11 protein-coding genes are annotated in these 15,387 nt (G+C 36.3%); all 11 read left to right on the forward strand.

Translation table 11 applies throughout. The annotated features are described in order from the left end of the window. Nucleotides 1-20 precede the first annotated feature (20 nt). Nucleotides 21-2,042 (forward strand): 1,4-alpha-glucan branching protein GlgB, encoded by a 2,022-nt coding sequence (glgB, locus tag T501_RS07785; protein ID WP_081843082.1) that lies wholly within the window; start codon nucleotides 21-23, stop codon nucleotides 2,040-2,042. A 99-nt stretch (nucleotides 2,043-2,141) separates the two neighbouring features. Then, a complete protein-coding gene (locus T501_RS07790; protein WP_044914143.1) occupies nucleotides 2,142-5,336 on the forward strand; it encodes a DUF6240 domain-containing protein in 3,195 nt (1,064 codons plus the stop codon). A gap of 24 nt (nucleotides 5,337-5,360) precedes the next feature. Then, a complete protein-coding gene (locus T501_RS20120; RefSeq protein ID WP_050008194.1) occupies nucleotides 5,361-6,893 on the forward strand; it encodes a flagellin N-terminal helical domain-containing protein in 1,533 nt (510 codons plus the stop codon). 13 nt (nucleotides 6,894-6,906) lie between these two features. Further along, complete coding sequence (locus T501_RS07800) at nucleotides 6,907-7,383, forward strand: flagellar export chaperone FliS (protein WP_026510976.1); 477 nt, start codon at nucleotides 6,907-6,909, stop codon at nucleotides 7,381-7,383. A gap of 357 nt (nucleotides 7,384-7,740) precedes the next feature. Continuing rightward, complete coding sequence (locus T501_RS07805) at nucleotides 7,741-8,181, forward strand: prepilin peptidase (protein ID WP_207641186.1); 441 nt, start codon at nucleotides 7,741-7,743, stop codon at nucleotides 8,179-8,181. Between the two features lie 24 nt (nucleotides 8,182-8,205). Next, entirely contained in the window at nucleotides 8,206-9,159 is a 954-nt protein-coding gene (locus tag T501_RS07810) for a P-loop NTPase family protein (RefSeq protein ID WP_044914145.1), read from the forward strand. Continuing rightward, on the forward strand, nucleotides 9,149-9,604 hold the full coding sequence (locus T501_RS07815) for an ATPase, T2SS/T4P/T4SS family (RefSeq protein WP_050008195.1): 456 nt from the start codon (nucleotides 9,149-9,151) through the stop codon (nucleotides 9,602-9,604). The genes T501_RS07810 and T501_RS07815 overlap by 11 nt, the downstream gene beginning before the upstream one ends. A 117-nt stretch (nucleotides 9,605-9,721) precedes the next feature. Continuing rightward, nucleotides 9,722-11,035, forward strand: a complete 1,314-nt coding sequence (locus T501_RS07820) for a site-specific integrase (RefSeq protein ID WP_044914146.1) — start codon at nucleotides 9,722-9,724, stop codon at nucleotides 11,033-11,035. Next, nucleotides 11,028-13,055: a hypothetical protein gene (locus tag T501_RS07825; RefSeq protein WP_044914147.1), complete on the forward strand. Its 2,028-nt coding sequence runs from the start codon at nucleotides 11,028-11,030 to the stop codon at nucleotides 13,053-13,055. The genes T501_RS07820 and T501_RS07825 overlap by 8 nt, the downstream gene beginning before the upstream one ends. Continuing rightward, nucleotides 13,030-14,631, forward strand: coding sequence for a hypothetical protein (locus T501_RS07830; protein ID WP_044914149.1), 1,602 nt, complete (start codon nucleotides 13,030-13,032; stop codon nucleotides 14,629-14,631). The genes T501_RS07825 and T501_RS07830 overlap by 26 nt, the downstream gene beginning before the upstream one ends. After that, entirely contained in the window at nucleotides 14,592-15,344 is a 753-nt protein-coding gene (locus T501_RS07835) for a hypothetical protein (protein WP_155994813.1), read from the forward strand. Before T501_RS07830 ends, T501_RS07835 begins: the two co-directional genes overlap by 40 nt. Nucleotides 15,345-15,387 lie beyond the last annotated feature (43 nt).

The raw sequence follows: 15,387 nt of genomic DNA on the forward strand, positions 1-15,387 counted from the left end.
TTTCTAAAAGGGGATTAGATATGGGTCAGACAGTTTTTATTTCAGATGCGGATGAGTATTTATTTGGACAAGGTACTCATTATGATATTTACAAAAAACTAGGGGCACATGTCTCAGAGGAAAATGGCGTAAAGGGGATGTTTTTTGCTGTTTGGGCACCTAATGCCGAATCAGTACATGTTATAGGATCCTTCAATGGATGGGATGAGGAAATGTATCCGATGGAAAAAATCGGAAACATGGGAATTTACAAATTATTCATTCCTGGAGTAGGTACAGGAGAACTGTACAAATATCTTATTCGTACTCCTGATGGTAGAAAACTCTATAAAGCAGATCCGTACGCAAATTATGCTGAACTGAGACCTGGTAATGCTTCAAGAACAACGGATTTATCAAAGTTTAAATGGAGTGATGACAAGTGGTATTCAGGCAAAAAAGGTAAGGATCTGAATAGACAGCCGATTGCCATCTACGAATGTCATATTGGGTCATGGATGAAGCATCCGGATGGAACAGAGGATGGCTTTTACAGTTATAGAGAATTTGCTGACAGAGTAGTTGAATATTTAAAGGAGATGAAGTATACACATATCGAGCTGATAGGTATAGCTGAACATCCTTTTGACGGCTCATGGGGATATCAGGTGACAGGATATTATGCACCGACCTCCAGATATGGCGAGCCTACTGATTTTATGTATCTGATAAATCTTTTACATAAGAATAATATCGGTGTAATTCTTGACTGGGTTCCGGCGCATTTTTGTCCTGATGAATTCGGCCTTGGCTGTTTTGATGGTACATGCATTTATGAAGATCCGGATCCAAGAAAGGGTGAACATCCGGATTGGGGAACCAAGATTTTTAATCTTGCAAAAAATGAAGTAAAGAATTTCCTTATTGCAAATGCTCTTTTCTGGATCAAGGAGTTTCATATCGATGGTCTCCGTGTTGATGCAGTGGCATCCATGCTTTATCTTGATTATGGTAAGAGGGATGGACAGTGGGTTCCTAATAAAGATGGTGGTAACAAGAATTATGAAGCCATTGAATTCTTTAAACATCTTAACAGCGTAGTAAGAGGAACTTATCCTGATGTTATGATGATTGCTGAGGAATCTACAGCATGGCCTAAGATTACAGCTCCTGTTGAAGATGATGGTCTTAATTTCAGCTTCAAATGGAATATGGGGTGGATGCATGATTTTTGTGAATATATGAAGCTTGATCCGTATTTCAGAAAAGGCGCTCATCACATGATGACATTTGCCATGAGCTATAATAATGCTGAAAACTATATCCTTCCGCTTTCACACGATGAAGTTGTTCATCTTAAGTGTTCAATGGTTGAGAAAATGCCTGGCTATAAGGTGGACAAATACGCTAATCTTCGTGCAGGTTACGCTTTTATGTTCGGCCATAGCGGTAAAAAGCTGCTCTTCATGGGACAGGATTTTGGACAGGAACGTGAATGGAGTGAGAAAAGAGAGCTTGACTGGTTCCTTCTTCAGGAAGATCTCAATCGCGGAATGAAGGATTATGTAAGAGATTTATTAGAGATTTATCGCAAATATCCTGCACTTTACGAAGTAGATAACGATTGGGGCGGTTTTGAATGGATTAATGCAAATGATGCGGACCACAGCATTTACAGTTTCTATAGAAGAGCTGCCAATGGTAAGGATAATATTCTTTTTGTAATTAACTTCACACCTATGGAAGTCAGGGATTATAAGGTTGGAGTTCCGTTTGCAGGAACTTATAAGCATATTCTTGATAGTGCGGACAAAAAGTATGCCGGATGTGGTACTGGAATACCGGATAGTATAAAAGCTGTTCCGGGACTTTGCGATTACAAGGATTATAGTATCACGATGACAATACCGCCATATGGTGCAGAGCTTTTTGTTTTCCAGAATCCGGAGGCAAAAAAGGTTGATGAAAAGAAGGTTGTAGAAAAAGCAAGCGCTAAGAAGCCTGCTGAGAAAAAAGATGTAGAGAAAGCAACCAAAAAGACAACAACTAAGAAAGCAAAATAAGGATCATTAAGATTTTAAATAAATATTCCGAAATAAAAGGTGATAAACACTATAGGTGTTGTCACCTTTTTTCTTTTGCTTAGAAATCGGAGAATATAAATGAACGTAAATTTAAATACAATAAATGGAATGGAATCCGATTTAGACAGACCATTAAAAAGCATGGACGCAGGTCAGATTTACACATCTGCATACCAGAAGAACGGTAACGTAAAAGGTGCATTTGCAGTTGATCTTAATGGTAATTTTCTAAATAATCAGGCATATGCAAATAATGGGAAGACAAAAAATGACATTATTGCAGAAGCGCAGAACACAGATACTGCCGTTCGACATAACTACATGTCTATAATGGCAAATAATATGTCCGCTGATGATTTTGCAAAGGCAGCAGCGGATGGATTTGACTTCGGAGAGATGAGTCCGGAGGAATCTGTGACCATTCTTGATAAAATTAAGGCAACACTAGCCGTGTCAGGAACAGAGATTATCGGATATACAGATGACTTATCAGCTAAGGAGCTTGAGCAGATCACAGGAAGCAGTGGTCTGGCAAATGAGATTGCTTCATCTTTTCATGAAAATGATATTCCACTTACACAGGAGAATGTAAAGGAAATTGTAGCAGCTATAGATAAAATCAAGGATATAACTGCTATCAGTGATGGTGCGCTAAAATACATGACACTGAATAACATGGAGCCTACCATTGATAATATTTACATGGCAGAACATGCCACAAACGGACAGAACAGAAAAACCGGAACCTATATTGCACTTGAGACAGAAGGCTATTATGGAACAAAGGCTGAAAAGCTTGAATGGGATGCAGTAGAGGATCAGGTTAAAAGAATTATTGATGAGTCCGGACTTGATTCATCTGATAAAAAGAACCTTGAAGAAGCCAGATGGATGATAGAGGAAGGAATACCTCTTACAACAGATAATGTGAAAAAAGTTCATGAACTTGGCAGCATTGAATTGCCTATCAGTGAAGAAGAAATAGTTAAATTGACAGTGGCTTCAATCTCAAACAGAAATGCTGCTGTAATCAATGATAATACTGAGAGCAATAATTTACTTAAGGCTATTGAGATAGCTGATGAAGTTACAAATATTTCTGATAAAGCTATAGAAAGAGTGTTGTCAGAGGATAAAGTTTTAAATATTGAAAACCTTAGTGCTGAGCAAAAAGATTTAGATAACGATAAAAAAGCAGGCACTGATAAAGCGCTATCAGATGAGCATAGACTTCCTATGCCTGAAGATACCGTAAGTTCTGAAAAAAATGTCATTGAAAATGTAAATAGAGAATTTGTGAATCATCCGGAAGAAGCCGGGAATAATGATGAGAGAAGAGAATTTCTTGAAGCAAGAAAACAATTGGAAGAGATTAGACTTTCAATGACTGTCAGTGCAAATTTAAGACTTTTGGATAAAGGCTTTAAGCTTGAAACAGAGCCCATTAAACAGGTGATCGAAGCACTTACGAAGGAAATTGAGAGCCTTGGCAAGGAACTATTTTCTGAAGAAGACAGCTCAAAGTATCTGCTGTTTGAAGAGACAACGGCAAAAGTGGCTGAGCTTAAGCTTTTCCCTGTTGATATTGCAGGCAGACATAATCTTTTAGAGAGTGAAACCTTTGGCGATATATATCAGGAGGCTAAGACTTTAAAGCAAAGATATGACAAGGCCGGAAAGACCTATGAAGCAGTTGGCACAGAGGTAAGAGCTGATCTTGGGGATAATATAAAAAAGGCATTTAGGAATATTGACACACTGCTTAAGGATCAGGGTCAGGAGATAAATGAAGAAAACAGACGGGCAGTGAGAATCCTTGGTTATAACCATATGGAGATCACTAAAGAAAACATTGAAAGTGTTCGTACAATTGATGAAAAACTTATGAATACTGTAAATAAGTTAAAGCCCGGAGCAGTTCTTAATATGATAAGGGACGGGCATAATCCCTTGAAGATGACTATAAATGAGCTTAGCGATGAGCTTGGCAGACAGGATAAGGGAGATTCCTCAAAGCAGGAAGAAAAGTATTCCAGATTTCTTTATAAACTCGAAAAGAATGCCGAAATAACACCTGAAGAGAAGGAAACATATATAGGAATATACAGACTTTTTCATAATCTGAAAATCACAGATAACGCAGCAATAGGCGTTGTTTTGGAGACAGGTGCTGAAATGACGATAGAGAATCTGTTATCTGCCACAAGAACGCTTAAGAAAGAGAAAAAGGGTTTAGATTATAAAGTCGATGATGATTTTGGCGGGCTTATAGGTAGAGATACCGATAGTAAATCCATCTCTTCGCAGATAGAATCAGCATTTATGCATTATAGTGAAAGCGCTGATACTGTTTATCAAAATCTAGAGCCGGAGAAATTGCTTAAGGCAGATGCGAAAGAAGAAATGCTTCTGGATGAACTTGCAGAAAAACTGGCGATGGAAGAGACTTCCCTGGAAGGACAGAGCGCAGAAAAAGAGTATTACAGTGAAAAAGCAAAGGAAATGCGAAAAATCGCTGCGCTTCAATCCACAGATGAAATAGTGACAGAGCTTGAAAAGCATGGTATTGCAGCAAATACAGATATGGTTCAGGCACTTATAAATCTAAAGTCCGGAAGAAAAGGAAGGAATAATTCTGTTTGGAGTCTTGCAGAAAAAATGTCCACTCTTGCCTTTAAAGAGGTGAGACAGGAGATGCTTCAGGATTTAATTGACAGCGATGATTATGAGAGTGCTTATGAAGAAAAATTAATGGGATTATCAGAGAGTTTGAACGAACTCCTGATGGAAGAAGCTGATTCTTATATTGATGTAAAGACAATACATCTTATGCAAAAACAGCTGACAGTTGCCTCTAAGATGTCAAAGCAGGAAAGCTACGAAATCCCTGTTGAGATTGATGGCAGACTTGTATCGATGCACGTCACTTTTAAAGAAAATGAACTGGATGGAAGCCGTGTTGAAGCTGAGATTGAAACACCTGATTTTGGGCAGGTATCGATGGCCATGACTGTAAGTGAAAATAAGGTTATTGGTGCATTTGCTTCAGCTTACCGGCAAACAGAGGATTTATCCGAATATTTGTCGGATGTGAAGGAGAAATTTATCAGAGGTCTATCAGAGAAGGAAGAGAACTTGTCTGTAGAACCTGAAAATATTGGAGTTTTTTACCGTAGACAAGAAGCAGGATCTGCAGTAACGGGATCGGGAAATGGAGTTTTCGATAAGCGAACATTGCTAAGGATGGCAGAGATTTTTGTACACTCGGTATAGTTAATATCAGAATCGGAGGTCATCATGCAGGTAAATTATAATATTTCAGCAATGATCGCAAATAATGCGCTGGTTGCTAATGACAATAAGCTCGCAGAGTCAATTGAAAGACTCTCTAGCGGTTTAAAAATCGCAAATGCTAAGGATAATCCGTCAGGACTGGCGATATCAAGGCGAATGAATGCACAGATTAAAGGCCTCGGTGTGGCAGGCGGCAACTCCGGAGATGGAATATCGGTAATACAGACTGCTGATGGAACACTTTCAGAAGTCCATGATATTCTTCAGAGAATGAGCGAGCTTGCTATTCAGGCAGCTAATGGAACCAATAGCGACAGTGATCTTGAGATAATTCAGGATGAAATAGCTCAGCTGAAGGATGAAATAACAAGAATATCAGATGCTACACAGTTTAATGGACAGACTCTGCTTGATGGATCATTTGATTTTCGCGGTTATTCTACCCTTGATAAAGATACTGATCCGCTGGTTACAGTAAACACTTATTCAGATGTCATTGATAGCGGGAATTACTACTTTGAGGAGATTTATTGCTCCTACGACGATAATTCAGGAAAAATAACGCTTCTTGATTCAAACGGATATAGGACTGATTCTGTAAAAATTGATGTAACAAAAATAACAAAGTATCAGGGTCGGGAAACAGAGATTAATTACATGTATCAGGCAAGCGTTTCTGTGGATGGAGATTTGCTGAAAATATCCACAAGAGATGGAAAAGAGCTGGAAATAAAAGTAAATAAAAATCTAAAAGGCGAGAGAATTGATCTTGAACTAACAAGAAAAGGTGCAATGACAATGCAGGTTGGTGCCAATGAGGGGCAGGTGCTTGATATAAGAATACCCAGAGTTACATTGTCGAATCTTGGTATAGCTTATGTAGATGTCAGCAGAACATATAAGACAGATCTCATAGATGCGGTTGAATTTCTAAATAGTGATGAGGTCAAACAGTATCTTTATGGAAGCGAAATAACTGCTGAAGATATAATCGATACAACATTTTATAACAGTAAAGAAGGAGTCATAGATTATACCAGGGGGCTAAAAGATGAAGAGCCATATCATTTCATAAATGTGGATGAAGCAAGAAAAATAGTTGAGAAACTAAGAAGGAGTAATTCTGAAATTGCTGGACTGGACCCGTGGGATCCGGATTATGATCAAAAAAAGGCTCAAATACAGGAGAATTTCTGGGAATACACGAAAGAAATTGAAAGAGCTGCTGATGAGAGAATAAAGGAGGCTCCTCATACAGGTGCAGATCAGGCGATAACAGATATAGGAAGTGCAATACAGAAAATATCTGCTATACGAAGCAGGCTTGGAGCTTATCAGAACAGACTGGATCATACAGTCAGCAACATTAATACAACCAGTGAAAATATGACAGCTGCTTATTCAAGAATAATGGATGTAGATATGGCTGATGAGATGACAGTATATTCTACACAACAGGTTCTTTCACAGGCTGGAACAAGCATGCTTGCTCAGGCAAATGAAAGACCGCAACAGATATTACAGCTTCTCCAGTAATGAGGTATAAATTATGACGCAGGACCTGATTTTGGCATATACACGTAGAATAACCATGGCCAATAAAACCCAGATGATCACAATTTTGTACGAGATGATTCTTGACTATATCAGTGAAGGAGAGCGAAAGCTTGAAGAAGGCGATGAAAAAGGCTTTGCAGAAGAGCTGTCAAAATCAATGAATTGTATTGATGAGCTGATTCATTCACTTAACCTTGGCTATGAACTTGGGAAAAATCTACTCTCTTTATATATTTTTGAAAAAGGACAAATATTAAAGTCTATAGCAAAGAGAAGTAAAGATGACTTAACTCATGTGAAGAAAACTTTTGATTCTCTTCATGAAGCATATCTTAAGTTGGAGGAGCAAAATAAAGAAGAAGCGCTGATGACAAATGTTCCAAAGGTTTATGTTGGGTTAACCTATGGAAAAAGCCGTCTGACAGAGAGCGTTTCGGACAATTATACATCCAGAGGATATATGGCTTAAGAAATTAAATAAAATTTAAGATTTATTTTTTGGAAAATTTTTTCTTCTTATAATTAATGTTTTTGCCAAACAAACATTTTTCGGATTGTTTGTTTGGCTTTTTTATCGCATTTATGCGGAATATTAAGAAATTCTTAATAAAAATATCGAAATAAAACTCCAAAATTTTTCCCTATTGCACCGCAAAAAACATGGTGCTAATATCGCTACCGTTGCTCAACCAATGGATGTGAGCAGCAATCAGTGTAAAAATCTAAATATGCCGGTGCAGGCTTTCATAGCCCTCCCTGTTCATACTAAGCTCATCTGTGCACTCGCACAAACACCGGCATGTTTATCTTATCTCTTAATGAAAGGATGACAGAGATTATTATGACGACTTCGATTTTGTATTGCCTGGTAACAGGATCGGCAATAACGGATGTGTATAAAAATAAAATATTTAATGTATGGCTCCTCTGTGGATTTGTGACTGGTGTTGCATTGAGCTTTTTTGGAGCCGGTAACGATCAATCAATTTTGCTTTTGATACTTAGAGCTGCCATTACTTTTTTGTTACTGCTTCCGGTTTATCTGATTAAAGGAATTGGCGGCGGAGACTTAAAGCTTTTAACAAGCATTTCTATATTTCTTTCAACTGAAGAAATGATTTCAATAGTTGTAATTGCTTTTTTTATCGGTGCGGTTTTCGGATTGATAAAAGTCATCAAGAAAAAGAATTTGCATCAGACAATTCATTTTGCATTACCGATTCTCATCAGTACTTTGCTGGTCACAGGGAAATGCATTCTCATCTGAAATTCATAACAAGAAAGGACAAAAATGAAAAACAATTTACTGATAATTTGTGACAGTGATAAAAATTACTGCCATAAACTGGACAGCTATATAAGAGATAACCTGAGCATTCCGTTTAGTATTTATGGAATTACGGATATCACAAGACTTTCGGAATTTACAAACAGTGGCAAAAATATTCTTCTTCTGATATCTCAGTCGTTGTTTGAAAAGAAAATACCCTTTGGTTTTAAACATATACTCGTTCTTAAGGAAAAGGAAAATGTCCTTGAGGAAAAAGAAAGCTATTACGGGTGTGAAGATTCAGATATCAGATTTATTGATAAATATCAAAGGAGTGAGAATATTACTGACAGCATACTCAGTATGTGCCTGGATATTCCTGAAATAGTTGTTAAAGGAAATGGTAAAGATCAAAGTAACAGTCTCACAATAACAGGATTTTATACACCCAGATATAGCAAAGATAAGACGGCAGAAGTAATGGATTATGCCGGGAAAATGGCAGCTAAAGAAAAGATACTATATATAAATACGGATAGTTTTTGTACCAGCAAAATTCTCAGAAATCCGGAATACAATGAAACAATTGCAGATCTAATATATTTTGCGGAATGTTCTGATGATAAATTCGGAATCTATCTTGAAAGAATAGTTAAGCATGATAAGGAATTGGATTTTGTACCGGTATGCCATATACCAAGTCAGGGAAGAATGATAAAAAGCAGTGAATATGCAAAGCTCTTCAGGAAAATAGCTGAAACAGAAAAATATGACACTATAGTTTTTGATATTTCAGATGGGATGTCGGATCTCTTTGATGCTCTTAATTTGTGTGATGAGTTGTATGTAATTCATGATAATGACTACATTTCACAAAAAAGAGTGGATTTGCTGATAAATGATCTGCAAAGAGATGAGGATTTTGACATGAATAAGCTACACAGAGTAACCGGAGGTGGCAGAATTGGAGCATGATAAGCTCAAGTCAGAAATCAGAGAAAGAATTCTGGCTGGCATGGATTTTTCCAGGGATATATCAGATGATGAAATGCTTGAACGAATTGATAAGGGAATTATTGATTATAGCAGAGAACAAAGTATTTCATTAAATGAAAAGCTAAGACTTAGGAAAGAACTTTTTTATTCAATCAGAAAGCTTGATGTTCTGCAACTTCTTGTTGATGATTCTGAGATAACAGAAATTATGGTAAATGGAATGAATAATATTTTTGTAGAAAAAAATGGAAGTTTATACAAGCATGAACTGAAATTTGAATCGGCGCAAAAACTGGAGGATGTAATTCAGCAAATAGTAAGCAAGTGTAACAGAGTTGTCAATGAAGCATCACCTATTGTGGATGCAAGACTGGAAAAGGAAAGAAAAATTTATATACAAAATAAATTCAAAGAGTTTATGTAGAATCAACTTGAATTATAAGGACTATATTTAAGTTTGTCAATATAATTGAGAGATATTAAAATAGACGTTATAATGAGTGTGTAAGAAATTATAACGTCTTTTTTGTTGGATACTAATATGGAAAAAATAGTTGAGATAAGTAAATACAAGATTGATAGAAAAAGGTATGAATTTAAATACAAGGCTGTACTATTGCAGGATGAACAGAACAAGCCAAGAAAGTGGTTTTGTATTGTGCTTCAAGATGCAATTACTAATGATATAGTTGAATTTACAGGGTTGGAGAAATATGTTCTGGATTTGAGTTGCACAGATAGTCTGAGTGAAAAAACATATGAAATTGCTATGGCAAGAGTAGTGATGTTCTTAAATTACATACTTAATGATACCAGTATATGTTCACTTCATGAGGTTACCATTAATGATATACGAAATTATTTATTAATGAAAAGAAAGAACAAATATGGAGAGGACATAAAAAGTGATTCGTGGGGAAGAATCAGGAAGGATATTTTTGTATTTCTTGAAAACTATTATAGGTATAACAAAGAAACACTTCCGTTTTGTTACAACACTGAGAACATCAGAGAAATTATTATTGTAAAAGAAAAGAATTCAAGGTTATCACGAAAACACGTTGTTTCCAGATACAAAGCGCTAAATATAAAGCCACCGAAGGGGAATGATAATAAACATAGGAAGCGTACCATTATGTATGGGCATCTAAAAGCGATGTTATATACGGCGAAGAAATACGATCCAATGATATACCTGGCTATTTGCCTCATGGCATATGCTGGTCTGAGAGAAGGGGAGGTGGTAAATTTATCATTCTCCGATATCCGGAAGACATCTCAGCTTGGCATTACAAATAAGATAACGTTGGAATTGCGTAACAGTGATAAGTTTCGCAAGGGGAAAACTTCTACTGGAATAATAAAAAAGATTCGCGATCAGGATGTATACCCGGATTTTTTGGATGAGGTTGAGAATGCTTTGGAGTTTCATAAAAACATATTAGAAGCATGGGGACTGCCAACAGAGGGTGATAACGCTGTTTTTTATAATAAACATAGAAGGCCGATGTCAGTAACATCGTTGTTGGCAAGAATAAAGGATTTGTTTGTATGTTATTTTATGAGCGTCTTGAAAGAGACAAGTGAAAATACAGATTTTGAGGGAGAGACATATGCATTCATAGATGCATATGAAAGCGAATATCCTGGAGCTCATATGTTCAGGCATTGGTTCACTATGTATTTAATTACAAAGAAAAAACTGAGACGTGAGCTTGTAGTAAAGTGGAGAGGAGATTCTCCAAGCAGTAATGCATATGAAGAATATGTTCATTTAAATTACGATCTGATCGAGGCTTATAGGAAGACCGCATATAGCTTTCAGGAAAGTTTGGTAAAAGATATATATGGATAAATGGAAAAAGAAGAATTGTGTGTCAGTAATGGGAGCTGCACGTAGGATTCAGGTCAAAAGGGCAGTTTTAGAAGAATGGATTGAACTGGACAAAGTAGAATGTAGGGACGGATTACTGCTGATAGATGATGTTGAACATATTATTGATGAAAGAAGCAAATATATTTCTTTAGAGTCATTTTTAAAAGGAATCGAACATAAGCGGTTTGACGGCAGATATTCACAGGACAGAAATAAATATATAGATTTTTTAGAAGAACATGACTTTCTTGGAACGTCTGTAATATATCCTGATGAAATGGAATATCCAAGTGAACCTAAAGCCAGTTATTACTTCCGGATTGAGGATGTTAATAAGCTAAAGAAAAAGTCTGAGTATTTCTTTAGGTTTTATGGAATGTCTGAAGAAGAAAAGTGTAGAAAACTTATCGAGTCATGCCAATATGATAAAACAAAAGAATTACTCTCAGAGTATGCCAATACTATAGCATCATATACACCACTAGTTACGGAGTTTTTAGAGGAAGCTATTAGAATAGATATGAAGCATTTTACCAACGAAATGCTTATTTCTTCGATAGACTCTCTCAAATATGTTGGAAGTAAAGATCTGTTCATAGAATTCATAGACTATGCAAAAGAAAGGGTAGGGCTGAGTCTTGGCACAGTAAATAGGAAAGAAAATCATACATCTAAAGATATAGGAGCATATCCATATAAGATTTTTTTGACGATTGCCAAAAGCATTTTTAACGAAGAGACTTTAAAGGCAAACTGTGTTTTAAGTAAATGCTTAGAAAATACATTATATTTTGAATCATGGCTATTTATCAGTGTGCATTTTGTGTGCGGATGGAGAGCTCAGGATATATGCAGTAACTGGCCATATCTTGGAGAAAATGAAATTCAGAAATTAGAGATAGATTTAGCCACAATAAAAGAGAATATCTTAAATAATGCTATAGATGAGTCTAAATATTTCGAGGTAGGAAAATATATAGAGAAAAGCATAGAATTAGCATCTGTCAAAGCACATAAAACAGGAAAGGCTAGCGATTTATTGGCACCTATTGGTAAGGAGCTGAAAGTCTTTTTTGGAAGAATGGCACTTATTTCTTATTATCATGAACTTGTAAATAATGAAGGCAAGCTGAAATCTGCAAGGATGTCTACATATCTTAATCATGTAAGAATAAAGGACATATTTGGCGAAGATATATACAGGCAGCTGGGTAGAGTAAATATTAGTTCTCGTCGTCTTAACAAATCATATCTTCAGAGTATGGAGGAACGGGCTAGAAGAGACGGTGCTGGAACCATGGCAGCATATACCATCGCATCATTCGCAAGAAATCACGCAGACATAGATACCACAGCTACATATTTATATGACCATGGATTAAGCGGGGAAACAGCCGAAGTGGTACTGGCAATGATGATGGACAGAGGTGTTTTTGGGAGTATCAGATATAAAGAGTTTTTAGCAGCCTTTCCAGAGACATTTAATAAGCTATCTGCCAGTGAACAAACAAGATTGTTGGCAGAATGTGAAGCCTCTGCATATGAAATGGAGATTATGGCGGCAGATTATATTGCTGAAGACAAGCTTAAAAAGAGTTTTGCAGAAGGAGATAAGCACAAAGCATTAGAAATACTTGCTGCAATGTTTGAAATATCGCAGGGATTTGGGAAGGCAAAAGATAATGGTGTCTTCTGTAAAAAAAGGGCGCTGGGTAATGCCTGTGAAAATCCTGTTTATGAATCATGTATAGCTAGCGTATGTCCGTATCTCATATTTACAGAAACAGGTATAAAGAGCCTTATAGAAGTTATATACACATATTCCAGAAAAGCAGAAGAAACTGGACATCCAAAATATTATAAAGTGCTACAGGATGTGATCCTTCCGGCTTATAAAGAAATCCTTAAGGAATTTGCAAATAAGATGAAGCCAGAAGAAGCAGAAGCATTAAAGACTGCAATAGGTGAATACAATGGAAAATACACTAAGAGTAATTGAGACAGAAGACATTATAATCTATAAGGAATTTTGCTATGGGCCAGAAGTAATCAAGGAATGCAGGGATTTCTTCAAAGAAATGAATAAAAAGGGTGTTGTTAAGGGGAGATTTGAAGATGAAAAATGGATCTGCTATTCAGGTGTGAAAAATTTTGAAATCAATTTTGCCTTTAGTGCAAAGGAATACCAGAACAATCTGGGGAAAGAATTTGGAATATCATATGAAATGATGGAAGCAATGTTAAAGTGTTATGCATGCTACTGTACAGGTGAATATATATTCCGAACCATTGCTGCTGATATCGTAAATGCTATTAAGAGTTTTATCTGTAAATGCAATGCATCAGCTATTTCATTAACACAAGCAGAACTTTATAAGATTGAGGATTTCCTGGCATTTATAAACACTCCGGCAAAAGATATTGATAGAGTGACTAAGAACTTACGAAAAATACGAGTTCATAATAGTGGAGCCAGGAAACTGTCACCATTGATAAATTATTTGGTTATTGAAAACGAAGTTAATGAGATGTTTGCATCGGGAATAATAGATGATGACTTTATCAGATTTTTTCCAATATATTTCTGGGTTAATGTCACCTTTATTTTGCCACTGCGGGCTACTGAAATGCTGGTTACACCGTTTGATTGTATGGAAATAGATGATGACAGAGTAATACTGAGAGTCAGAAGGACAAAACTAAAAGGTGGGCATAAACGAGTTTACTATGATGTTGATAAGGACTATGAGCTTTTTACATATTCATTAGACGGGATTATTAAAAAACAGGTTTTTAATAACATAAAGATGTATCAGGAAATGACTAGTAGCCATACTAGAAGATTTCTCTTTGATTATGGAGAGGTATTTTCAAATCATATGATGTCATTGTCCGGTTTTAATAATCTGCTAAAGGTGTTTATTGATGAAAGAATAGTAGGGAATCCCAAGTATGAATTTGCCAGATCAGTATGCGGGATATCTGAATTTGAATATGTTACAGCAGGTGACAGCAGACCGATTGCTATGGCAAACCTGTATTTTCAAGATGCTGGAGCAGACATATGTAGACAATTGGCAAATCATATGAATGTAACTACCAGCGAGGGATATTTCACCAATGTCAGTGAGACTCTATATTATTCGTCTATCATGCAAATGCAAAGCAAGATAAATAATGATTATTTAAAGGAAAGACAATATAGCAGCGAAATTGTAATAAAGGACAAATATAATTGCTCAAGCCCAAAACGGCTTAAAGATGAAACAAGTGTTGAGGATTGTCAGCCTGCACATTATTTTTCATGTTTTGGATGTCGTTATTATCATCCTTCCAACTCTGAGATTCAAAATGAAATGGATAGCCGAAAACAGGAACACCTTAAAAATATAAAGAAAATGCAGACTGTCTTGAAATCAACGAGCAAAATTAAAGGCAAAGATATAGATATGGATGAATTGTTTCTTAAGGTACACACAAGTAGTACCAGATATAAAGAGAGTACGGACGTATATGTGGAAGAGGAGGCAAAGAAATGGCTAGAACAGCGAAATACTCAGATGATCTCCTGCTAGATGCGGTAATACAATATTCGGAAATATGCAGAACCAAGATAAAGGCTACGGAGCTGGCGGAATGGGCTCGTAAGAATATAGCTGGATTAGAAGATGTAAATGACTATAATTTTACAAGACCGATCAAGAATCCTAATAGTGGCAAACTGGAAAAAAAGCTTTGTACCCAGAGAATGGAAGAGTTAAACGTTTCTCGCGATACGAGAAAAAAAGAAAGCCGGAACATTCTTCTGAGCTCAGTTAATATTAATCAGTTTTATGATCTGTCTGAGAGGGAGCAACGGTCATGCATCGCACAGGCACGGGATATTGTTGCTGAGTACAGACAAACAAATTCTTATCTGAGAAAAAAGACAGATTATTTAAATGCAATACAAAATGATTACGAAGATAAGCTCGAAGAACTTGAGAAGGGTATAAAAGCAGTTAAGTCAAAGCAGAAATATTTGGACAGAATATTATCCAAAATAATAAGGGATAATACAGAAGAACAGTTAAGAAATAAGCTTGCAGAAATGGGTATTACAGATGGTAGTTTTGACTTAAAGCGTTATAATGAATCTCTTAAATTGGAGATGGAGGACGTGTTTGACATTGAGAAAGCGATAAAGGAATATCAGCGTAACTATGCAGGAACTGAAAATTCAGAAGAACGCGATGATAATGGCATAAATGATAAGAAGGATTTTTTGGATGAGTTAACAGACTTTTAGTATCAAAAAGACCTGTGTCTTTTGTTGGGAATTATCATATTGA

The sequence above is a fragment of the Butyrivibrio sp. WCE2006 genome (genome assembly GCF_000701985.1).
Taxonomy (GTDB): Bacteria; Bacillota; Clostridia; order Lachnospirales; family Lachnospiraceae; genus Butyrivibrio.

Coding starts and splice junctions, on each gene's coding strand:
- glgB (WP_081843082.1), top strand. CDS start 21: ATGGGTCAGACAGTTTTTATTTCAGATGCGGATGAGTATTTATTTGGA.
- T501_RS07790 (WP_044914143.1), top strand. CDS start 2,142: ATGAACGTAAATTTAAATACAATAAATGGAATGGAATCCGATTTAGAC.
- T501_RS20120 (WP_050008194.1), top strand. CDS start 5,361: ATGCAGGTAAATTATAATATTTCAGCAATGATCGCAAATAATGCGCTG.
- T501_RS07800 (WP_026510976.1), top strand. CDS start 6,907: ATGACGCAGGACCTGATTTTGGCATATACACGTAGAATAACCATGGCC.
- T501_RS07805 (WP_207641186.1), top strand. CDS start 7,741: ATGACAGAGATTATTATGACGACTTCGATTTTGTATTGCCTGGTAACA.
- T501_RS07810 (WP_044914145.1), top strand. CDS start 8,206: ATGAAAAACAATTTACTGATAATTTGTGACAGTGATAAAAATTACTGC.
- T501_RS07820 (WP_044914146.1), top strand. CDS start 9,722: ATGGAAAAAATAGTTGAGATAAGTAAATACAAGATTGATAGAAAAAGG.
- T501_RS07825 (WP_044914147.1), top strand. CDS start 11,028: ATGGATAAATGGAAAAAGAAGAATTGTGTGTCAGTAATGGGAGCTGCA.
- T501_RS07830 (WP_044914149.1), top strand. CDS start 13,030: ATGGAAAATACACTAAGAGTAATTGAGACAGAAGACATTATAATCTAT.
- T501_RS07835 (WP_155994813.1), top strand. CDS start 14,592: ATGGCTAGAACAGCGAAATACTCAGATGATCTCCTGCTAGATGCGGTA.